This window comes from Christensenella intestinihominis (assembly GCF_001678845.1).
GTDB lineage: Bacteria > Bacillota > Clostridia > Christensenellales > Christensenellaceae > Christensenella > Christensenella intestinihominis.
Genome location: NZ_MAIQ01000001.1, coordinates 73,573 through 93,078, shown reverse-complemented (window position 1 = coordinate 93,078; position 19,506 = coordinate 73,573). Strand labels below are relative to the sequence as shown.

Below are 19,506 nucleotides of genomic sequence, written 5' to 3'. Positions count from 1 at the left end.
AGCATCCGATAATCAATATGTAATATAGTTTACCACAGGATATACTCTTTGTAAACCTCTAAATCCCGCAGCATTTCCTGCGCCAAATGCGCATCCTGCGCAATTTGCTTCTGCAGTGCGGCAACATTTGGGAAGGGACGTTCGCCGCGGAGGAACGACACAAAATTAACGCGCATCCGTTCGTTATAAACATCGCCGGAGAAATTAAAAATAAAGGTTTCAACGTTGGGAACCCCCGCATCTGAAACAGTGGGCTTTACCCCGACATTTGTCACAGCCGGATAGCACTTCCCGTCGATCTGGACAATCGTCGCATAGACCCCGTATCTCGGCAAAAGCTTGTCGGTAGAAATGTTTGCCGTCGGGAAACCGATAGACGAACCCAGGTGCCTTCCTTTTTCAATTTTACCGTCAATGAAATAAAACCGCCTGAGCAGCGAAGCAGTCCGTTCCATTTCCCCATGTTCGATATATCCGCGGATCAACGTGCTGCTTACCTTTTCAGCCCCGCTTTTTATTGCAGGCACAACATATACCGTATAGCCAAAACGCCCGGCCTGTTCCTGCAAATAACCTGCGGTTCCTTCCGCATTCCTGCCAAACCGGAAATCAAAGCCGACGGTAATATGCTTTGCGCACATATCCTTCACAATGCGCTGGAGGAACGCCTCTTTCGTCAGCTGTGAAAATTCCTTGGTAAAGGGCTGCTCGTAAAGCATATCCACATTCATGGAAGCAAAAATAGAGACCTTCTCCCCGGCCGTATAAATATTCTTGTAAGCCGCATGGTTCGGCTTCGTATCGAACGTATACACAAGGGATTTCAGGCCCGCCTGGCATTCAATATCATGAATCAGCGTTGTATGTCCTGCATGTATACCGTCAAACAGGCCGATTGCAACGGCCGTCCCCTCATGCAGCGGTAAATCGTTTTGTGTCAGCAGCTTCACCTGCGAGGCTCCCCCAATTCTTTCAGCATGGATACAATTTTGAGCGTATCCCCTTCTTTTTTCCCAATCCCAATTAATTCATTGCCGCAATAGACGACATAATTCACGTCCGCCTGGACCTTTAACCTGGCCTTCGCAAGGTCGACCGGCGTTCCCGTAGTAAGGAACCGGTACAAATACGGATCGCAGCGGAGCGTTTCCAAAAAAGAAAGCGCCTGCTCCATTGGCTGCACCGCTTTTTCCGCATCCCCGTCCCGCATCAGCATTTCAATTTCGGGCAGCGTGTACGCGTCTTCTATCCGTATCCCGCAGGTTTCGGTTCTCATAAGGAAAGAAGTGTGTGCATAGCAAGAGAGCGCTTTCCCCACATCGGTACATAAGGTGCGGATATAAGTGCCTTTTGAACAGCGAATCCGCAAAAGAAAACGGTTTCGTTCCCCACCGAGCAGTTCAAGCTCATGCACATATACCTCGCGCGGCGGCTTCTCCACTGTAATGCCCTTGCGCGCAAGCTGATAGAGTTTCCTGCCTTCATGCTTCACCGCCGAATACATAGGCGGCTTTTGCCAAAGCCTTCCGGTAAAATCCGGCAGCACGGAAGCCAAAGCTTCCCTTGTAATATCGCATTCACAGGTATGGACCACATTTCCATAGCTGTCCTGCGTATCTGTCTCTGCCCCGAAGGCAATTTCCGCGATATACTCCTTATCTCCGCGCATAATATAATCCGCGATTTTAGTTGCCCGTCCAATACAAACAGGCAACACACCGGCAGCGCCCGGATCAAGCGTTCCCGTATGCCCCACTTTCTTTTGCGCGAGAATCCTGCGCACATGGGAAACCACATCGCTTGACGTCATCGCCGGAGGTTTGAGTATATTTAAAACACCGTTCACTTCAGATAATTCCTCGCTGCCTTTATCAGTGTTTCCGTCACATTGTAAATATTACCCTTAATCATACATCCTGCCGCTTTCACATGCCCGCCGCCGCCAAATTGGGCCGCCAGCTCTCCGACATCGGCATAGGCATTCGCCCGAAGGCTGATTTTATAGGTATCCCTGCTCATTTCGCGGATAAACGCGGCAATTTCCACTCCCTCGATCTCCCGCGCATAATCGATCAGGATTTCCGTATCCGATAAATCGGCGCCGCTTTCTTCGATATCATTCAGCGTAATAATCGAGATTGCGAGCATCCCGTTTTCATAAAGCCGGATTTTATCGATAAAACGCGCAATCAGCTTTGTTGCCCCAAGGGAACGCCGGTTAAAAATCTGCTCCGCCATTTCGGACAAGGGCAAGCCTTCCGCAACCAAACGGGAAAACAGTTCAAGGGTTGTTTTCTTTGTGTTGGAATATGTAAAATTCCCCGTATCCGTGGCAATCGCCATGTATACAGCCATCCGCACCGTCTCATCCGCTTGCGCGCCCAGCGTTTCCCCAAGCTGCCAGATAATCTCCCCGGTTGCCGGAAAATCCGCCACGTAATTGACCTGTGCATAGTTGGTGTTGGAAATATGGTGGTCTATATTGCAATTGGGTAACTGCCGAAACAATTCCTGGGCGTCCGAAAGGCGCTTTACCGTTGCGCAGTCGACCGCAACCGCCGCGTCATAAGCGGCCGCGGATACGTCTGTAAGCAGCCTGTATAAATGCTCAAAACGCCCAAAGCGGTATTTTGCCGGCGGCTCGCATAATAAAATAACCTCGGCCGATTTGCCAAGATTATTTAAGGTCTGCGCAAGCGCATAAGCGCTTCCGAGCGCGTCCCCATCCGGATTCAGGTGGGTAAGCACGGCAAATTTATTATGTTTTCCCAAAAACGCAGCGACATCCTTCATTTCGATTCCTTACTGTTTACATCGTCAATCAGCTTCGAAATTTTGATGCTGTATTCGATTGAATCATCCAATACAAAAGAAAGCTCCGGCACGCGCCTTAAATCAACCGCCCTCGCTAGCTTCGCGCGGATAAACGAAGCGCCGTGCGTGAGTGCGTCGATGGAAGCATGCTTTTCCTTATCCGTGCCATATACACTGATATATGCTTTCCCGAATTTCAAATCAGGCGTTATTTCAACCTTCGTTACGGTTGTCATTGCAGACAGCCGGTCATCCTTTACATCGTTCCTGATGATCTCTGAAAGGGCGCGTTTCACCTCTTCGTCGATCCTGTTTAAGCGGTTTGTAGCCATAACTGGTACTCCTTACCGGGCAATTTCATGCATTTCGAAACACTCAACGACGTCGCCTTCCTTGATGTCGTCAAAACGTTCGAGGGAAAGCCCGCATTCATACCCCTGGGCAACTTCCTTGGCATCGTCCTTAAAGCGTTTCAGCGAGCTAAGCGCTCCTTCATAAATAACCACATTATCACGCAGCAAACGCGCCTGTGCATTGCGGCGGATCATGCCGTCTGTCACATAGCAGCCTGCAATCGTACCCACAGCCGAAACCTTGAAGGTCTGGCGTACCTCCGCATGGCCGATCACGAGTTCTTCAAATTCAGGCTCAAGCATGCCCTTCATGGCGGCGGTAATATCCTCAATCGCTTTATAGATAATGCGATATAACCTGATATCGACTTTCTCGCGTTCCGCGGCCGCCTGCGCCATATTATCCGGGCGCACGTTGAACCCGATGATAATCGCGTTTGCGGCGGAAGCGAGCATAACGTCCGTTTCCGTAATCGCGCCTACCCCGCAGTGGATCGCACGCACACGCACTTCTTCATTGGAAAGCTTCTCGAGCGACTGCCGGACCGCTTCCACAGAGCCCTGCACATCCGCTTTGATTACAATATTGAGGTCCTTGATCTGTCCTTCCGCAATCTGGCTGAACAGGTCGTCAAGGGAAACCTTGGACATTTTCTTAAGCATTTCCGCTTTCTGCCTGTCTTTTCTTTCCTCAGCAACCTGCTTGGAAAGCTTATCCGCAGGCGCCGCGTGCAGGATATCTCCCGCAACCGGGACCTCGGAGAAGCCAATCACCTCCACCGGCTGGGACGGAAGCGCTTCGTTTACGGTTTGGCCGAGATCGTCGACCATAGCGCGTACACGGCCATAAGCGGTTCCCGCGATGATCGTATCGCCCGTCCGCAGCGTGCCCGTTTCCACCAGGACGGTTGCAACCGGCCCGCGGCCCTTATCAAGCTGTGCCTCAACAATGGTTCCCTTCGCGAGGCGGTCGGGGTTTGCCTTAAGCTCCTGTACCTCTGCTACAAGCAGGATCATCTCCAAAAGCTTATCGCTTCCCTCGCCCGTTTTTGCGGATACGGGAACGACAATCGTCTCGCCGCCCCATTCCTCGGGCAGGAGGTCGTGCTCTGTAAGCTCCTGCATGATTTTTTGAACGTTCGCATTCGGGCGGTCAATCTTGTTCACCGCCACAATAATCGGGACATTCGCTGATTTCGCATGGTTGATCGCTTCCACGGTCTGGGGCATAATCCCGTCGTCGGCCGCGACTACAATAATCGCAATATCCGTTACCTGCGCCCCGCGCGCGCGCATTGCAGTAAATGCCTCATGGCCGGGCGTATCGATAAACGTGATCTTCTCGCCGTTCAGCTCCACCTGGTAAGCGCCGATGTGCTGCGTGATGCCGCCGGCCTCGCCTTCCGTAACCTTGGACTGTCTGATTTTATCGAGCAGGGATGTTTTACCGTGGTCGACGTGTCCCATTATGGTGACGATCGGCGGGCGCTTCTGCATTTGCTCTTCCGTATCCGGCGCTTCCTCAATCAGGATATCCTCCGCCGTTTTTTCTATTTTCTGTTCGAGCTCAATTCCGAACTCGCCCGCAACAAGCGTTGCCGTATCGAAATCGATCTGCGAATTGATGGTAGACATCATTCCAAGAAGCAACAGCTTCTTAAGAATTTCAGAAACAGGTTTGCCAATCTTTTCCGAAAACAGTTTTACGGAAATGGTCTCTTCCGTGATTACCGCTTTTTCAATCTTGATGGGCTCGATTACCGTCTTGGGCTGTTGCTGCTGCTTTTTATGGCGCTTTCTCGACCCTTTCGGGAAATCATCGTCGTCAATATTAAAGACGCGCTCCTTAATTTTAGGACGCTTCATGCGCTCTTCTTCAAGCTGCTTTTTCGTCTTCTTTCCATGATCGAAGCCGCCCGGCTTCGCATTTGTATTTGCGAATTTTTTTGCGGGCTTGGCGTCGCTGCGTTCTTGTTTCTTCGGCGCTTCTTTGACTCCCGGCTTCTGGGGTGCTTGCTTTTGCTGAGGCGCTGCCGTTTTTTCTTTCGCTTCCGGGCGGACCTGCGGGCGCGGCGGACGTGCTTCCCGCGCGGCGGGTGCTTCCTGTTTCTTTTCCGGAATTTCTTTTGCCGTCGCTTGCGGCTTTATTTCCACCGCTTCCTGCGCCTTCGTTTCTTCTTTTACGGCTTCCGCCGCTGCGTTTTCCGGAACCGGTTTCTCTTCGGCGGCCTTTGCCTCCTGCTCGGCAAGCCGCTTCGCCTCCTCGGCGCGCTGCTGCTCTTCCTTTTCAGCACGCGCTTTCTCATTCTTGATTTTTTCAATGTCAAGAATCTTGGATTCAATGGCTTTTATATCACGGATTTGGCCGTCCGCCTCCGTCTGCATTTCCAAAATTCGGTTAAAAATATTCTGCGCATTTGCGAGAAGCGATTTGTTTGTTTCTAAAATTCTAATCTTGCTCAATAGTTTCACCCCCGGAAATAGCGTTATATTTGTCCCATGCGCTTTGTGCAAACTGCGGACACACTATTCCTATGACTTTATTGTTTGGTTTATGGAGACTCTGCCCGAGCGCCCCGCTTTCATCAAGAATGATGATTCTTACGTGGTAATAAGCGCAGGCGTCCCCTATCTCTTTCTTCGTATTTTCAGAAGCGCCGCCGTCCACGATGACGAGCTTCGCTTTCCTTTTTTTTATTGCCTGGTCCACGCCCTGCGCGCCATAAACAAGCTTTCCGGCACGGGCTGCAAGTCCGATAAATTTCAGGAACTTCTCATTTTCCATGGCCGTGTGCAATCCCCATGAGCGTTTCATAGACGGCATCATCCATCTCGCAGCGCATTACCTTTGGAAAAATCTTTCTTGCCTTTTCGATACACGCCCCGTCCTTGCATACGTAAGTACCGCGTCCCGGCGCCTTGCCGGTTTCATCTACGGAAAGGACTCCTTCCTTTGTCCGTACGATCCGTATCAGTTCCTGCTTGGGCTTTCCCGAACGGCAGGCTATGCACATCCTCACGGGCTGCTTCTTATTCAGGGCGGTCATATTTTAGTTTTCTTCCTCCGTGCCGGGTTCGTCTTCCCCAAGCTGGTCGAGGATCATATCCTCCTCTGCTTCTTCCACCGCTTCTTCTTCATTTATCTGATCGATTGCATCGAAATCGTTCGCAATGGAATCAAAGCTGGTATCCGCATTCGCAAATGCTTCGCCAAAGACTTCCTGCTCCGTCTGGGACTGGCTCTTGATATCGATCTTCCAGCCGGTCAGCTTTGCGGCAAGACGTGCATTCTGCCCTTCTTTTCCGATTGCAAGCGAAAGCTGGTAATCCGGAACAATAACTTTCGCCGCCTTTTCATCCTCATTGATCTGAACCATAACAACCTTTGCAGGCCGCAGGGCATTTGCAATAAATTCAATCGGGTCCGAACTCCACGGAACCACATCTATTTTCTCGCCGCCAAGTTCCTCCACGACCTTCTCAATACGCGTTCCCTTGTGCCCGACGCACGCGCCTACCGGATCGACATCTTTTTCATCGCTCCACACGGCAATTTTGGTGCGCCCGCCCGCTTCGCGTGCAATGCTCTTGATCTGTACGACATTCTGGCGGATTTCCGGCACTTCAATTTCAAACAAACGCTTGATAAGCGCGGGGTGTGTACGGGATACGATGATCTGCGGTCCCTTATTCGTCTTTTTTACCTCAAGGACATAAACCTTCAGCCTGTCGTTGATGTTATATTGTTCGGAATAGACCGTCTCGCTCACAGGGATAATCCCTTCCGCACGTCCGAGTTCCACATAAACATTTCCGCGTTCAATCCTATGGACAATTGCGGTCAGGACTTCGTTTTCCTTTTCCGAATACTGGTCATAAATAATGCCGCGTTCCGCCTCGCGGATTCGCTGCACAACAACCTGCTTTGCCGTCTGTGCCGCAATACGCCCGAAATCACGCGGGGTTACCTCGGTCTCCAGCACGTCGCCCGCTTCATATTTTTCATTGATTGCGCGCGCGTCCTCCACGGAAATTTCCGTCTCTTCGTCCTCCACTTCGCTTACCACATTTTTAATGGCGAATACTTTAATTTCACCCGTATCTCCGTCAATTTCAACACGTGCGTTCTGGTCCGTCCCGAAATGGCGTTTATACGCTGAAATCAGAGCCGTCTCGATTGCTTCCAGCAAAATATCTTTTTTTATTCCCTTATCATGCTCTAAATCCGATAAAGCTTCCATAAATTCCGTATTCATTCCCTATCTCCTTATCAAAAATCCAAATGCAGGGAAATTTTTGCAGTTTCCTTGCAGTCGAAAGTAATCTCGTTTTCATCGGTTTCCACCGTGATGCTGGAAGGCGTATAGGCCGTCAGCACACCGGTATATTCCTTTTTCCCCTGGAACGGCTTATAGAGCTTTATATCTATCTCGCTGCCCATGCACCGCGCAAAGTCCCGTTCGTTTTTAAGCGGGCGGTCAAGCCCCGGCGAGGAAACGCATAAAATATAACTCTCTGCAATAAGGTCCTTTTCGTCGAGAACCGCTTCAATCGCACGGCTTGCCGTTTCGCAGTCGTCAATCAGCACGCCGCCGTCTTTATCAATATAAACCGTAAGCAGCCAATCCTGCCCCTGTTTTGCGTATTCCGTATCCACATACTGAAAACCCAACGCCTCAACAATCGGCATGGCGATTTCTTCCACTATAGTACGTGTATTTTTTGCCATAACAGCTCCCAATAAAAAAGTATTCATAATGCGAAAGAGTGGGTTTTCACTCCCACTCTTTAGTCAAGCATTTATTAACCTACTTAAGAATACCATAACAGCGCCATTTATGCAAGTATTTTTTACTTTTTGGACAGACTCAGCTTGTGCTCGTTCCCATGTGCCAGACGTTCGATATTTTCGCGATGGCTCCAGATACCCAAAATGGCAATCACGAGCACCGCAATATAGTGGTAAGGGTCTCCCGGCGCTACAATGAAGGCGGCGACAGCGCTCAGGATCAGACCTATAATGGAACCAATGCTCATAATTTTCGTTAAAATGACAATGATAATTGCGATTGTAAAAATAATCAGCGTTGGTATTGTCTGCATGATGAGCAACACGCCAATCGTTGCCGCAATTCCCTTTCCTCCCTTGAAATTCAGGAAACAGGAATAATTGTGTCCTACGATTGCAAACACACCCGCTATACAAAGGCCGATCTCTCCGCCGAAGTGCAGGCCAATCAACGCCGCAATCAAGCCTTTCAATACGTCGCCCGCAAACACAAGCAGCCCCATGCCCCAGCCATAGCTTCGCAGGACATTTGTCGTCCCCGCGTTTCCGCTGCCCTTCTTACGGATATCCTCGTGCCTGATCTTCTTCGTGAAAATATAGGAAAAGGAAACGGACCCCAAAAGGTATGCAATTATGGCGCACAAAGCAAGTATTAAAACCTCGTTCATACCTTATTCCCCCTTTTCATCGCTCTTCTGCCTTACTATTATTTTAATCGGCGTACCCGTAAAGTCAAATGTTTTGCGCAAATAATTTTCAAGATAACGCTGGTATGAGAAATGCATTAACGCAGTTTCGTTGACAAACAGGACAAAAGTGGGCGGCTTGACGCTCACCTGCGTCATGTAGAAAATCTTCAGCCGCCGCCCGTTCGTAGAAGGCGGTTCGGCCGCTGTGATAGCGTCTTGCAGGCAATCGTTCAGCACCCCTGTCGGAATACGGCGGATATTATTTTCATACGCCGCATGCAGCATCGAAAACAGCTTGTCGACGCGCAGTCCCGTCTGTGCGGAAATATAAATACGTTGAGCATAAGGCATGAATGCCAAATCGGCGGCAATTTTTTTATTATATTCCTCGATGGTGTAGGTGTCCTTTTCAATTGCGTCCCATTTATTGACGGCAATCACGCATGGCTTCCCCTCGGAGTCAACATATCCCGCCACCTTGACGTCCTGTTCCGTAATCCCTTCGGTTGCGTCGATCATAACGACCGCGACGTCCGCGCGGCGTACCGCCCCAAGTGAACGTATTACGCTGTACCGTTCTATTGATTTGTCGTCGATGCGCCCCTTTTTGCGCATTCCCGCCGTATCGATAATCGTATATTTCTGCCCGTCGCGCTCAAATACGGAATCGATCGCGTCGCGGGTTGTTCCCGGGATTTCGCTTACGATCACACGGTCGTATCCGAGGATTTTGTTGGTCAGGGATGACTTGCCGACATTCGGCTTCCCGACCAACGCAATTTTTAGGGTATCGTCCTCTTCCCCGTCGTTCTCATATTCGCCCAGTTCGCCGATCACCACGTCTAGCAAATCGCCGAGGCCCAGGCCCTGCGAGGATGAAATGCCGATTACTTCACCGAGGCCGAGCTCATAGAAATCATAGATGTTCTGCTCATCGTTCTTATTGTCTGTTTTATTAACCACGACGATAACAGGCTTTCCGGCCTTACGAAGCATTTTCGCTACCTCGTAATCCTCCGAGGTGATGCCCGTTTTCCCGTCCACAAAAAACAAAATCAGTTGGGCTGCTTCGATGGCAAGCTCAACCTGCATACGCATCTGCTTCAGCAGGACGTCTTCCGTGTTCATGTCCACGCCGCCCGTATCGACAAGCGTAAATTCCCTTCCAAGCCATTCCGCATCCGCATAAATGCGGTCCCGCGTGACGCCGGGCGTATCTTCGATGATTGCCAGTTTGGTTCCTGTAATCCGGTTGAAAAATGTGGATTTCCCAACATTCGGTCTTCCCACAATTGCAACCAATGGTTTTGCCATAAATCTTTCCTCTCATTCCTCGAGCAGCATTTGTATCAATTCATATCCGTCGCCGCTGGCCTTATAGCAGGGAACTCCCAAAGCATTTTCGAGGTCCTCCAGCGTAGCGCCGTCGAGCATTGCATTTTCATTTTCCTTGAAGCAGCTCCTGCTCAGGAAAAAGGCCTCTTCTTCCCCGCGCTTCACCTGGTCCATAACGTCTCCGCCGGTCAAAAGCCCGGCAACTGTTATTGTCTCGCCGAAGAAGCTGTTTTCAACCAAATGGACATTCACATGCATTCCGAAAACGTGTTCCAGCCGTTCCGCAAGCCCCGTCAGGAACGGGTAAAAATCTACTCCCGTTATAAAGCCGATTTTTTGGAAGCGCGGTTTTTTATCCCACAGGGCCTCAATCGCCTCGTCTGCTTCATGGAGAAACATTCCCACAAGGCCGACCCCGTTTTCGATCTGCGCAAAATCCTCGTAGGCCTCATAAGGCGGGAGCTCCATTCCGGCGCGGATGTACATTTCGTCAGAAGCAAACACAAAACGCGTTTCACCGTTACTGGCCAGAAATTGTTTCTGGAACGCTTCAATTATATTAATAGCTTCTTTCGCGGTTTCTTTGCTTACTGCGGAAAGCGGATAACGCTTTTCCCTGTATTTCGTAAGTCCGGCCGGCACAACGGCAACAGACTGGACGCCCGGGTAAAGACAGTAAAGCTCTTCGATTGTCTCGCGCAGGACACTTCCGTCATTCAGGCCTTCGCACATTACGATTTGCGTATGCATCCGAATACCGTTTTCCGTAAAACGGCGAATCAGTTCAAAGGTTTTTCCCGCATCCTCGTTGCCGAAAAGCAATTTGCGCAAATCATCGTCATATGCATGTACCGAAACATAGAGGGGGGATATTTTTTGCTCGATAATACGCTCTGCCTCTTCTTCCGAAAGATTGGTAAGCGTTACATAACTCCCCATTAAAAAGGACATGCGCCAGTCGTCGTCTTTCACATAAAGGGTTCGGCGCATATGTTTCGGCAGCTGGTCCACAAAGCAAAACACGCATCTGTTCCGGCAGCTTATTTTCCTGCCAAATCCGTCGTTTTCAAAGGTAATCCCCAGTTCCTCGTACGGCTCTTTTTCTATCTCGATTTCTTCAAGCGTTCCATCCTTTTTCCGGATGGAAAGAAGTATTTCATCACCGGCAAGCTCATAGATATAATCGATATAATCGCGGAGCGCATGCCCGTCGATCGACAGCAAAACATCGCCGGGTGAAATTTCACATTCCTCAGCGATGCTGCCGGGGTCTACCTGTTTAACAACCATTCATGCTTCCTCAAAATCGGGCGGAATTCCTTCCGCCCGATCCAAAACATCTTCTTGTCTTATTTATACAGCGGAAACGCTTCACAAAGCTCCGAAACGCTCTTCTTCACTTTATTCGACGCAGATTCGCCGTTCAGGATCATATCGGCAATCAGGTTGCCGATCGTCTCCATTTCCTCTTCCTTCATTCCCCGCGTTGTCACGGAAGGTGTTCCGATACGGATACCGCTTGTAACAAACGGGCTTAAGGTTTCAAACGGAATTGTATTTTTGTTGACGGTAATATTCACCGTATCAAGAAGCGCTTCAATCTCCTTGCCGGTTTTTTCCTTTTCCCCTACGTCAACAAGCATCAGATGGTTATCCGTTCCCCCGGAAACCAGCCGCAGGCCATTATCCATCAACGTCTTGGCAAGCGCCGCCGCATTCTTCACAATTTGCTTCTGATATTCCTTAAACTCCGGCTGAAGCGCCTCCTTAAAGGAAACCGCCTTGGCCGCAATTACATGCATAAGCGGGCCGCCCTGGGTGCCCGGGAAGATCGCTTTATCAACAATTTTTGCATATTCCTCGGAACAAAGAATCATGCCGCCGCGGGGGCCGCGTAATGTTTTATGCGTTGTTGTCGTGGTAAAATGCGCATACGGAACCGGATTGGGATGCAGCCCCGCCGCCACAAGCCCGGCAATGTGCGCCATGTCCACCATGAGGTATGCGCCTACCGAATCCGCAATTTCCCTGAATTTTGCAAAATCAATCGTGCGGGGATATGCGCTTGCCCCTGCAACGATCATTTTCGGCTTATGCTCCAGCGCAAGGTCCGAAAGCTTTTCATAATCAATTTTTTCATCCGTTTCGCTTACGCCGTAAGGTACGATGTTGAAATACTTACCGGAAAGGTTCACCGGGCTTCCATGCGTCAAATGCCCGCCGTGGGAAAGGTTCATGCCGAGGATCGTATCGCCCGGCTCGAGGACGCCGAAATAAACCGCGGTATTTGCCTGTGCGCCCGAATGGGGCTGGACATTTGCATGCTCCGCGCCAAACAGCTTCTTGGCGCGCTGCCGTGCGAGTTCCTCCACTTCGTCCACAAACTGGCACCCGCCGTAATAACGTTTTCCCGGATATCCTTCCGCATATTTGTTGGTCAGGTGGGAACCCATCGCCTGCATCACCGCGGGAGACACAAAGTTCTCCGAAGCAATCAGTTCAATATTATGTTCCTGCCGATTGAGTTCGCGCATCATGGATTCATAGATTTCCTGATCCGTGTTTTTTACTTCCTCAAATTCAAACATCGCATTTACTCCTTATAAATTTTTTCAAAATCCGCAATCGCGGACTTAGCTGCGTTTTGTTCCGCTTCCTTTTTGGAATTTCCCATTCCCTCGTTCAATGCCTTCCCGCCTACGGAAAGCTGTACATGAAACACCGTGTTATGCGGCGGCCCCTCCTGGCGGGTTACCTGATAGGAAATTGCCTGCTTTACCGTCCTTTGAATAAGCTCCTGAAACTGGGATTTATAATCGTGATCGGTTTTCCGGTTCATCGCGCCTTCAATCGCATCTGCAAATAAATTGCGAACCACCCGTTGGGCTTCCCCGAAGCCTCCGTCCACATAAACGGCGCCCATCAGCGCCTCCATTACATTTTCAAGAATAGAGGTTTTTTCCCGTCCGCCCGATTCCTCCTCGCCTTTTCCAAGGAAAATATACGACCCGAGCGCAATTGACTGCGCAATGCGCGCGAGCGATTTCGAGCAGACAATATCGGCACGCCGCTGGGTCAGCACCCCTTCGGATGAATCCGGATAGTTTTTGAAAAGATCGCCGCTGATTATAAGCTCAATCACCGCGTCGCCCAAAAATTCCAGCCGTTCATAATTCGGCACATTGCCGCAGGAAGGATGCGTAAGCGCACGTTCCAAAAGCCGACTGTCATGAAAAGAATACCCAATTCTTTTTTCAAGCCCTTCATGCTTCATTTTCATCTGCCAACTTTGCTATTTCCCGGCCGATTGTGCCAACCACATCGCCGGCGATAAATTTACGCGCCGCTGCGATTGCATGAAAAATCGCAGCCCGGTCCGAACTGCCGTGCGCCTTCATAACGCCGCCGTTCAATCCCAATAAAAGCGCGCCGCCATATTCCTTATAATCCATTTTTTGCTTGAGTTTACCGAACGCGCCCTTCATAAACAAATATCCGAATTTAGCGCTCCCGCTCTCTTTGACATAGCCCTTCAGCATTCCGAGGATTGTCTTGGCGCAGCCTTCCAAAAATTTAAGGACAATATTTCCCGTGAAGCCGTCACACACGAGTACGTCGAATTCTCCGGAAAGAAGCTCGCGCCCTTCCGCGTTTCCCACGAAATTAATTGGCGCCTGCTTTAAAAGCTGGTATGCTTTTTTGGTCAGCTCACTGCCCTTTTCCTCTTCCGCGCCATTATTAATGAGTGCAACCCGGGGCGTATTGAGCCCAAAAACTTTTTGCATATAGATGCTGCCCATCACACCAAACTGCTGCAGATACTGGGGCTTGCAATCGGCGTTTGCGCCGCCGTCAATCAAAAGCACTTCCCCCGTCTGTGAAGGGAGCACGGGTGCCAGCGCCGGGCGCTTAATTCCCGGAAGGCGTTTTACAATCAGCGTGGAGCCCGCAACAAGCGCGCCCGTGCAGCCTGCCGAAATCAGCATATCGCCTTTCTTTTCTGCCAAAAGGTTGAGGGCAACCACCATTGAGGAATCCTTTTTTTCTTTCAGGGCTTTCACCGGCGAATCATCCATTTCAATGACCTGGGTCGTATGGATGATTTCAACCCTGTCCCGGTCGTAGGCCTGCCCATTAAGCAGCGCTTTGATTTTGGCTTCGTCCCCCGTCAGTAAAAAAGAGGTGTCGCTAAATTTTTCGAGCGCGGACAATACACCGGCAACCAGTTCTTCCGGCGCATGATCGCCACCCATCGCGTCAATAATAATTTTCATGCTGTTTCCCCTATCAACGATGTACAATAGATACAGTATACACGAAAATGTATATTTTTCAAAGAGAGGAAAACAAAAAAAGGTTTGCTTTACGCAAACCTTTTTGCATTTCTTATTTTGCTGCTTCTTTCGGAGCAACCGCCAGCCTGCCATTATAATAACCGCAGTTCGGGCAAACCCTGTGAGCCAGTTTTGGCTGGTGGCACTGGGGGCACTGAGATACAGCCGGGGCCGTCAGTTTCCAATGCGCTCTTCTCGTATGTTTACGCTGCTTCGACGTTCTATTCTTTGGTACTGCCATTTTCACACACCTCCCTTAAGGTCAAAACAATCCCTTTAATTTTGCAAACGGATTTGTCTCATCCGTATCTTCCGGTTTGCATCCGCACGGACCATCGTTCAGATTTTGCCCGCACACCGGGCAAATTCCTTTGCAATCATCCTTGCACAACAGCTGGTGCGGCAAACTCAAAATAATTGCGTCATACACCATCTTGTCCAGCGATAACACATCGCCTTCATAAGTGTATTCCTCTTCCTCCTGTGTGCCGACCCGAAAGAACAACTCGTCAAAACGATAGGAAATTTCCGTTTTCATATCATCAAGGCACCGGTCACAAACGGTATTTAGAACCGTTCCAAAGGCCCCTTTCACAGAAACCTTCCGGTCAAGCGCACTGTATTCCGCATCGAGGACGAGCGGCCTTGCGAAGCTTATATCTTCGCCCAAATCGGGAATTCCTTCATAGTGGAAAGTATAGACCTTTCCTTCTTCTTTCAGTGCTTCCCGAATGTCAATCTCTACCATTGCTCTTCTCCACGCAAGAAAACGAGTACCACTACATTATATTTTTATGCAGCCCTCTTGTCAACTATTTTTTCTCGCAGGAAATTCGCGCCGCAGGATTCACTTACAGCAAATATCGTAGGTGTCTTGCGCGATTGTCATTTCCTCATCCGTCGGCACCACCAGGATTTTCACCTTGGAATCCGGGGCGGAAATATCCATTTCTTCCCCGCGCAGTCCGTCGTTTTTCTCCTTATCCAGCTTTACTCCCATAAACTCGAGGCCTTCAAGGGCACATTTACGGACATCCCAGTCATTTTCACCTACGCCGCCTGCAAAGGTAATAACATCAACACCGCCCATTGCCGCCGCATAGGAACCGATGAACTTTTTCAGGCGGTAGTTGAACACGTCAAGCGCGAGCTTTGCGCGCTCATTTCCCTTCGCTTCTTCCGCCCAAAGGTCACGGAAATCGCTGGAAACGCCCGAGATACCCCAAACGCCGGATTCCTTATTGAGGTAATTGATCGCCTGGTTTACATCCATATTCATTTTATCCATAAGGTAAGGAACGATTGCCGCGTCAAGGTCTCCCGAACGCGTCCCCATCACAAGGCCTTCAAGGGGCGTGAAGCCCATGGATGTATCCACTGAAATCCCGCCGTCAACCGCAGCAACGGAGGAGCCGTTTCCAAGGTGGCAGGTAATGATCTTAAGGTCCTTGATATCCTTTCCGAGCATTTCCGCCGCGCGCCGTGAAACATATTTATGGGATGTTCCATGGAAGCCGTATCTCCTGACTTTGTAATCCGTGTACGCCGCATAAGGAATCCCATACAGGAATGCCTTTTTCGGCATATTTGCATGAAATGCCGTATCAAACACGCCAACCATCGGCACATCCGGCATCAGGGCGCGGCATGCGTTAATTCCCATGAGGTTCGCCGGATTATGGAGCGGGGCAAGTTCAATATTTTCCTTGATCGCTTCCATCACTTCGTCCGTAATCAGTACGGATTCGCTGAATTTCTCTCCGCCATGGACGATCCGGTGGCCAACCGCGCAGATGCCGGAAAGGTCGGAAACCACACCGTGAGCCGGATCGGTAAGCGCCGCAATCACCTGTTTCATCGCGTCGTTGTGATCCTTCATGGGCGTTTCAATTTCCACTTTGTCTTTTCCTGCCGGTTTATGCTTAATGACGGAGCCGTCGATGCCAATTCTTTCAACAAGGCCTTTTGCGATGACATCCGCGTTATCCATATCGATCAGCTGATATTTCAGGGAAGAGCTTCCCGCGTTAATTACCAGAACATTTTTCATTTTCCTATACCCCTTTTTCGATTAGAAAGACTGAGCCTGTACTGCCGTGATTGCGACAACGGAAACGATATCTTCCACGCTGCATCCGCGCGAAAGGTCGTTCACCGGGCGCGCAAGTCCCTGGCAGATCGGGCCGATTGCTTCTGCGCCGCCAAGACGCTGAACCAGTTTATAGCCTATGTTCCCCGCCTGGATATCCGGGAAAATCAGTACGTTTGCATGCCCTGCGACAGCGCTGCCCGGGCTCTTCAGCTGGCCGACCGCTTCGATCAGCGCCGCATCCGCCTGCAGCTCACCGTCAATGTTCAATTCCGGCGCCATTTCCTTTGCAAGCTTTGTCGCCTCAATAACCTTGTCCACATGCTCGTGCTTCGCACTGTTTTTGGTTGAAAAGGACAGCATTGCAATCTTCGGATCGTCGATCCCCGCGAGGTCTTTCGCCGAATCTGCGGACGCAACCGCGATTGCGGCGAGCTCTTCCGCGTTCGGATCAATGTTGACCGCGCAGTCCGCGAACACCATCACGCCGTCCTGGCCCCATTTGCTGTCAGGATGTTCCATAATAAAGCAGCTCGATACGATCGGCACGCCCGGCTTGGTCTTGATTACCTGCAGGGCCGGACGAAGCGTATCTCCCGTGGAATGGATCGCCCCCGACACCATACCGTCCGCATCATTTGCCTTAATCATCAAAACCGCATAATAAAGCGGGTCCTTTGTTGTTTCAAGCGCCTGTTCCGGGGTGATCCCCTTTTTCTTGCGCATTTCATAGAACATATCGGCATATTCCTGCAGCTTCGGGGATGTTGCCGGATCGATAATCGTAGCACCCGAAAGATCGACCTTTTTCGTATTGGCCGCTTCAATTTCCTTTTCATTGCCCAGCAGGATTACATTTGCAATTCCCTGCTCGGCAATTTTCGCCGCCGCCTCGATGGTACGCGGTTCGCTTCCTTCAGGCAATACGATATTCTTTTTGACCGATTTTGCCTTGTCCTTGATTTTGTCCATTAACGACATTTCTCTGCACCTCACGATTTTATAAAATGAATTTAAAATTTTTGATTTCTCTGCTATAATGACACTCATATATTATATATAAAAAAGCAATGCTTTGCAAAGGTATTTTATGAAAATCGCTGGAATCATAGCAGAATACAACCCCTTCCATACCGGGCACGCCTATCATATCCAAAAGACGTGTGAAAAGAGCGGCGCAGATCACATTATTTGTGTGATGAGCGGAAATTTCACACAGCGCGGCGAACCCGCAATCTGGGATAAATGGGAACGTGCCCGTGCGGCGCTTCTGGGCGGCGCGAGCCTTGTGCTCGAGCTTCCTTTTGCCTATGCGACACAGAGCGCGGAAGGCTTTGCCGAAGGGGGCATCGCCATCCTTGGGGGGCTTAACTGCGTCGAGGTCCTTTCCTTCGGCGCGGAAAGCGCTGACCCCGGCGCTTTATCGCAGGCGGCGGAAGTCCTTTGCAGCGAACCGGACCATTTTAAGGCGGTGCTGAGGGATGGCCTCGAAAGCGGCCTGTCCTTCCCTGTTGCGCGTGCGCGGGCACTTGCCTGCTGCCTCCCCGAAACCGATGCCGCCACTTGGCAGCAACCAAACAACATTCTTGCCATCGAGTACCTAAAAGCAATCGTGCGCCAAAAAAGCGCGCTTCGGCCGCTCCCGGTTGTGCGTGCAGGCGGCGGATATGCGGAATCGGCCCTCACGCCCGGTTTTTCAAGCGCCCGCGCCATCCGGGCCGCAATAAAAGACGGAAAAGCCTTGTATCGGCGTTATATCCCCAACTCTGAAACGCTCCCGGCGTTGGAGCCTGTATTTTCGGAAGCCCTTTTTCCTTTTGTTATGTTTCAGCTTCGCCGCATGGCTGCGGCCGATATTGGTAAAATATATGGAATAACCGAGGGACTTGAATACCGAATCTGCGAGGCCGCAAAAAAAGCAACCGATTATAATGACCTGCTGACCTCAATTGCCAGTAAGCGTTATCCGAATTCCCGCATCCAGCGCGCACTGCTCCATTGCCTGTTTGGCATTACCAAGCAACAGATGAGCATGCTGAGAAATGCTCCGCTTTACGCGCGTGTGCTTGGCGTCCGCAAGGATGCAACCGGCCTCCTCTCCTGTCTTTCAGAGAAATCTTCCATTCCTATTGTGACCAGGGCGTCGGAATTCCCGGAAAATCCGCTGCTTGATATGGATATTCTGGCAACGGATATCTATTCCCTGCTTACAAAAAAAATCGCGCCGGGCAAGCGCGATTTCACACAAAGGCTTCTGATTATTTAACTTTGACCAGCTCTTTAATTTCAGGAAGCGCCGCAAGCGCCGCTTCTTCCCCCCTCGCGATAATGTTCTGGATATCTTTATACTGGCTTCCGTCAATCCCCCCAACATCGGGGAAAATTTGCAGGCTCGCTTTTGGAAGGTTCGTTTTGGCAAGATACCAATCAGCGACGGAAAAGGACGCCTGGGCAAGCCCGATTACACTTTTGGGAGGGGTGATCTGCTCTCCCTTGTAACCCACGTCTACGGCAACCACCACATCAGGCTCCATTGCCCACGCGGCGTCAATTGCCGTACGGTCGATTACGCCGCCGTCCACATAGGATACGCCGTCAATTATATGCGGGGTAAACATTCCCGGAATGGAAATACTCGCGCGGACCGCCTCATGGATCGGCCCTTCCGTAAAGCGTTTCAGCGTCGCGTCGCAAAGGCAGGTCGCGATACAGCAAAACGGAATCTTTGCTTTTTCGATCATGATGTTTTTTGTCATCAGCTTAATCAAATCCTGGACCTTGCTTCCCTTCACATAGCCTTTGGAAGACAGGGTAAGGTCAAAATATTTCTTGAAATCGAATACGACGGCAAGATTTTCCAGCGTCTCAAGGTTTGCTTCCGAGGCATAAATGCCCCCGATCAGCGAGCCCATGCTGCACCCTGCAATCGAATGGATGGGGATTTTGTTCTCGATCAAAACCCGAAGCACCCCGATGTGTGCAAAGCCGCGGGCGGAGCCGCCCCCCAGCGCCAGGCCCATTTTTTTTGTCTTAGCCATATATGTTCTCCCACAAAAAAATCTTTATATCATTTTTAAGTAACATAAAGATTTCCTTTTTAAAC

The 19,506-nt window shown here is 50.4% G+C and carries 21 protein-coding genes; 1 reads left to right on the top strand and 20 read right to left on the bottom strand.

The window, feature by feature from the left end:
- Positions 1–29: 29 nt before the first annotated feature.
- The 19 genes from BBD38_RS00450 to pta form a co-directional block, all read right to left on the bottom strand.
- Positions 30–950 carry a bifunctional riboflavin kinase/FAD synthetase gene (locus BBD38_RS00450; protein ID WP_066683348.1) on the bottom strand — a complete coding sequence of 307 codons (921 nt, stop codon included), beginning with the start codon at positions 948–950 and terminating at the stop codon, positions 30–32.
- The gene (gene truB, locus BBD38_RS00445) at positions 947–1,810 is read right to left on the bottom strand and encodes a tRNA pseudouridine(55) synthase TruB (RefSeq protein WP_172807717.1); all 864 of its coding nucleotides are present in this window, start codon (positions 1,808–1,810) and stop codon (positions 947–949) included. Before truB ends, BBD38_RS00450 begins: the two co-directional genes overlap by 4 nt.
- A 32-nt stretch (positions 1,811–1,842) precedes the next feature.
- On the bottom strand, positions 1,843–2,793 hold the full coding sequence (locus tag BBD38_RS00440; protein WP_066683345.1) for a DHH family phosphoesterase: 951 nt from the start codon (positions 2,791–2,793) through the stop codon (positions 1,843–1,845).
- The gene (gene rbfA / locus BBD38_RS00435) at positions 2,790–3,146 is read right to left on the bottom strand and encodes a 30S ribosome-binding factor RbfA (protein WP_066683343.1); all 357 of its coding nucleotides are present in this window, start codon (positions 3,144–3,146) and stop codon (positions 2,790–2,792) included. The genes BBD38_RS00440 and rbfA overlap by 4 nt, the downstream gene beginning before the upstream one ends.
- A 12-nt stretch (positions 3,147–3,158) precedes the next feature.
- Entirely contained in the window at positions 3,159–5,630 is a 2,472-nt protein-coding gene (infB, locus tag BBD38_RS00430; RefSeq protein ID WP_172807716.1) for a translation initiation factor IF-2, read from the bottom strand.
- Positions 5,617–5,952: a L7Ae/L30e/S12e/Gadd45 family ribosomal protein gene (locus BBD38_RS00425; RefSeq protein WP_066683341.1), complete on the bottom strand. Its 336-nt coding sequence runs from the start codon at positions 5,950–5,952 to the stop codon at positions 5,617–5,619. The genes infB and BBD38_RS00425 overlap by 14 nt, the downstream gene beginning before the upstream one ends.
- Positions 5,942–6,214: an RNase P modulator RnpM gene (gene rnpM, locus BBD38_RS00420; protein WP_066683339.1), complete on the bottom strand. Its 273-nt coding sequence runs from the start codon at positions 6,212–6,214 to the stop codon at positions 5,942–5,944. Before rnpM ends, BBD38_RS00425 begins: the two co-directional genes overlap by 11 nt.
- 3 nt (positions 6,215–6,217) lie before the next feature.
- The gene (nusA, locus tag BBD38_RS00415; RefSeq protein WP_066683337.1) at positions 6,218–7,423 is read right to left on the bottom strand and encodes a transcription termination factor NusA; all 1,206 of its coding nucleotides are present in this window, start codon (positions 7,421–7,423) and stop codon (positions 6,218–6,220) included.
- A gap of 14 nt (positions 7,424–7,437) precedes the next feature.
- On the bottom strand, positions 7,438–7,896 hold the full coding sequence (locus BBD38_RS00410) for a ribosome maturation factor RimP (protein WP_066683335.1): 459 nt from the start codon (positions 7,894–7,896) through the stop codon (positions 7,438–7,440).
- A 122-nt stretch (positions 7,897–8,018) separates the two neighbouring features.
- Positions 8,019–8,624, bottom strand: a complete 606-nt coding sequence (gene plsY / locus BBD38_RS00405) for a glycerol-3-phosphate 1-O-acyltransferase PlsY (RefSeq protein ID WP_066683333.1) — start codon at positions 8,622–8,624, stop codon at positions 8,019–8,021.
- A gap of 3 nt (positions 8,625–8,627) precedes the next feature.
- On the bottom strand, positions 8,628–9,959 hold the full coding sequence (gene der, locus BBD38_RS00400) for a ribosome biogenesis GTPase Der (protein WP_066683324.1): 1,332 nt from the start codon (positions 9,957–9,959) through the stop codon (positions 8,628–8,630).
- Positions 9,960–9,971: 12 nt separating this feature from the next.
- Positions 9,972–11,270, bottom strand: coding sequence for a DUF512 domain-containing protein (locus tag BBD38_RS00395; protein WP_066683322.1), 1,299 nt, complete (start codon positions 11,268–11,270; stop codon positions 9,972–9,974).
- A gap of 59 nt (positions 11,271–11,329) precedes the next feature.
- Positions 11,330–12,568 carry a serine hydroxymethyltransferase gene (locus BBD38_RS00390; RefSeq protein ID WP_066683320.1) on the bottom strand — a complete coding sequence of 413 codons (1,239 nt, stop codon included), beginning with the start codon at positions 12,566–12,568 and terminating at the stop codon, positions 11,330–11,332.
- Positions 12,569–12,573: 5 nt separating this feature from the next.
- Positions 12,574–13,254 carry a ribonuclease III gene (gene rnc, locus BBD38_RS00385; RefSeq protein ID WP_172807715.1) on the bottom strand — a complete coding sequence of 227 codons (681 nt, stop codon included), beginning with the start codon at positions 13,252–13,254 and terminating at the stop codon, positions 12,574–12,576.
- Positions 13,244–14,254 carry a phosphate acyltransferase PlsX gene (gene plsX / locus BBD38_RS00380; protein ID WP_066683316.1) on the bottom strand — a complete coding sequence of 337 codons (1,011 nt, stop codon included), beginning with the start codon at positions 14,252–14,254 and terminating at the stop codon, positions 13,244–13,246. Before plsX ends, rnc begins: the two co-directional genes overlap by 11 nt.
- Before the next feature lie 112 nt (positions 14,255–14,366).
- A complete protein-coding gene (rpmF, locus tag BBD38_RS14190; protein WP_079547589.1) occupies positions 14,367–14,555 on the bottom strand; it encodes a 50S ribosomal protein L32 in 189 nt (62 codons plus the stop codon).
- 21 nt (positions 14,556–14,576) lie between these two features.
- On the bottom strand, positions 14,577–15,062 hold the full coding sequence (locus tag BBD38_RS00375; protein WP_066683314.1) for a YceD family protein: 486 nt from the start codon (positions 15,060–15,062) through the stop codon (positions 14,577–14,579).
- A 99-nt stretch (positions 15,063–15,161) separates the two neighbouring features.
- A complete protein-coding gene (locus BBD38_RS00370; RefSeq protein ID WP_066683312.1) occupies positions 15,162–16,364 on the bottom strand; it encodes an acetate/propionate family kinase in 1,203 nt (400 codons plus the stop codon).
- 21 nt (positions 16,365–16,385) lie between these two features.
- Positions 16,386–17,384 carry a phosphate acetyltransferase gene (pta, locus tag BBD38_RS00365; protein WP_066683310.1) on the bottom strand — a complete coding sequence of 333 codons (999 nt, stop codon included), beginning with the start codon at positions 17,382–17,384 and terminating at the stop codon, positions 16,386–16,388.
- A gap of 109 nt (positions 17,385–17,493) precedes the next feature.
- On the opposite strand from pta, the gene BBD38_RS00360 reads away from it, so the two are divergent.
- Positions 17,494–18,669, top strand: coding sequence for a nucleotidyltransferase (locus BBD38_RS00360; protein WP_066683309.1), 1,176 nt, complete (start codon positions 17,494–17,496; stop codon positions 18,667–18,669).
- Here the strand turns inward: BBD38_RS00360 and BBD38_RS00355 are convergent.
- Positions 18,662–19,441: a patatin-like phospholipase family protein gene (locus BBD38_RS00355; RefSeq protein ID WP_066683307.1), complete on the bottom strand. Its 780-nt coding sequence runs from the start codon at positions 19,439–19,441 to the stop codon at positions 18,662–18,664. The two genes, BBD38_RS00360 and BBD38_RS00355, sit on opposite strands and share 8 nt — an antisense overlap.
- Positions 19,442–19,506: the final 65 nt, after the last annotated feature.

What these genes read in the sequence shown, in the direction of transcription:
- truB (WP_172807717.1), bottom strand. Translation starts at nt 1,810, where the DNA reads ATGACGTCAAGCGATGTGGTTTCCCATGTGCGCAGGATTCTCGCGCAA.
- BBD38_RS00440 (WP_066683345.1), bottom strand. Translation starts at nt 2,793, where the DNA reads ATGAAGGATGTCGCTGCGTTTTTGGGAAAACATAATAAATTTGCCGTG.
- rbfA (WP_066683343.1), bottom strand. Translation starts at nt 3,146, where the DNA reads ATGGCTACAAACCGCTTAAACAGGATCGACGAAGAGGTGAAACGCGCC.
- BBD38_RS00425 (WP_066683341.1), bottom strand. Translation starts at nt 5,952, where the DNA reads ATGGAAAATGAGAAGTTCCTGAAATTTATCGGACTTGCAGCCCGTGCC.
- rnpM (WP_066683339.1), bottom strand. Translation starts at nt 6,214, where the DNA reads ATGACCGCCCTGAATAAGAAGCAGCCCGTGAGGATGTGCATAGCCTGC.
- nusA (WP_066683337.1), bottom strand. Translation starts at nt 7,423, where the DNA reads ATGAATACGGAATTTATGGAAGCTTTATCGGATTTAGAGCATGATAAG.
- BBD38_RS00410 (WP_066683335.1), bottom strand. Translation starts at nt 7,896, where the DNA reads ATGGCAAAAAATACACGTACTATAGTGGAAGAAATCGCCATGCCGATT.
- plsY (WP_066683333.1), bottom strand. Translation starts at nt 8,624, where the DNA reads ATGAACGAGGTTTTAATACTTGCTTTGTGCGCCATAATTGCATACCTT.
- der (WP_066683324.1), bottom strand. Translation starts at nt 9,959, where the DNA reads ATGGCAAAACCATTGGTTGCAATTGTGGGAAGACCGAATGTTGGGAAA.
- BBD38_RS00395 (WP_066683322.1), bottom strand. Translation starts at nt 11,270, where the DNA reads ATGGTTGTTAAACAGGTAGACCCCGGCAGCATCGCTGAGGAATGTGAA.
- BBD38_RS00390 (WP_066683320.1), bottom strand. Translation starts at nt 12,568, where the DNA reads ATGTTTGAATTTGAGGAAGTAAAAAACACGGATCAGGAAATCTATGAA.
- rnc (WP_172807715.1), bottom strand. Translation starts at nt 13,254, where the DNA reads ATGAAGCATGAAGGGCTTGAAAAAAGAATTGGGTATTCTTTTCATGAC.
- plsX (WP_066683316.1), bottom strand. Translation starts at nt 14,254, where the DNA reads ATGAAAATTATTATTGACGCGATGGGTGGCGATCATGCGCCGGAAGAA.
- rpmF (WP_079547589.1), bottom strand. Translation starts at nt 14,555, where the DNA reads ATGGCAGTACCAAAGAATAGAACGTCGAAGCAGCGTAAACATACGAGA.
- BBD38_RS00375 (WP_066683314.1), bottom strand. Translation starts at nt 15,062, where the DNA reads ATGGTAGAGATTGACATTCGGGAAGCACTGAAAGAAGAAGGAAAGGTC.
- BBD38_RS00370 (WP_066683312.1), bottom strand. Translation starts at nt 16,364, where the DNA reads ATGAAAAATGTTCTGGTAATTAACGCGGGAAGCTCTTCCCTGAAATAT.
- pta (WP_066683310.1), bottom strand. Translation starts at nt 17,384, where the DNA reads ATGTCGTTAATGGACAAAATCAAGGACAAGGCAAAATCGGTCAAAAAG.
- BBD38_RS00360 (WP_066683309.1), top strand. Translation starts at nt 17,494, where the DNA reads ATGAAAATCGCTGGAATCATAGCAGAATACAACCCCTTCCATACCGGG.
- BBD38_RS00355 (WP_066683307.1), bottom strand. Translation starts at nt 19,441, where the DNA reads ATGGCTAAGACAAAAAAAATGGGCCTGGCGCTGGGGGGCGGCTCCGCC.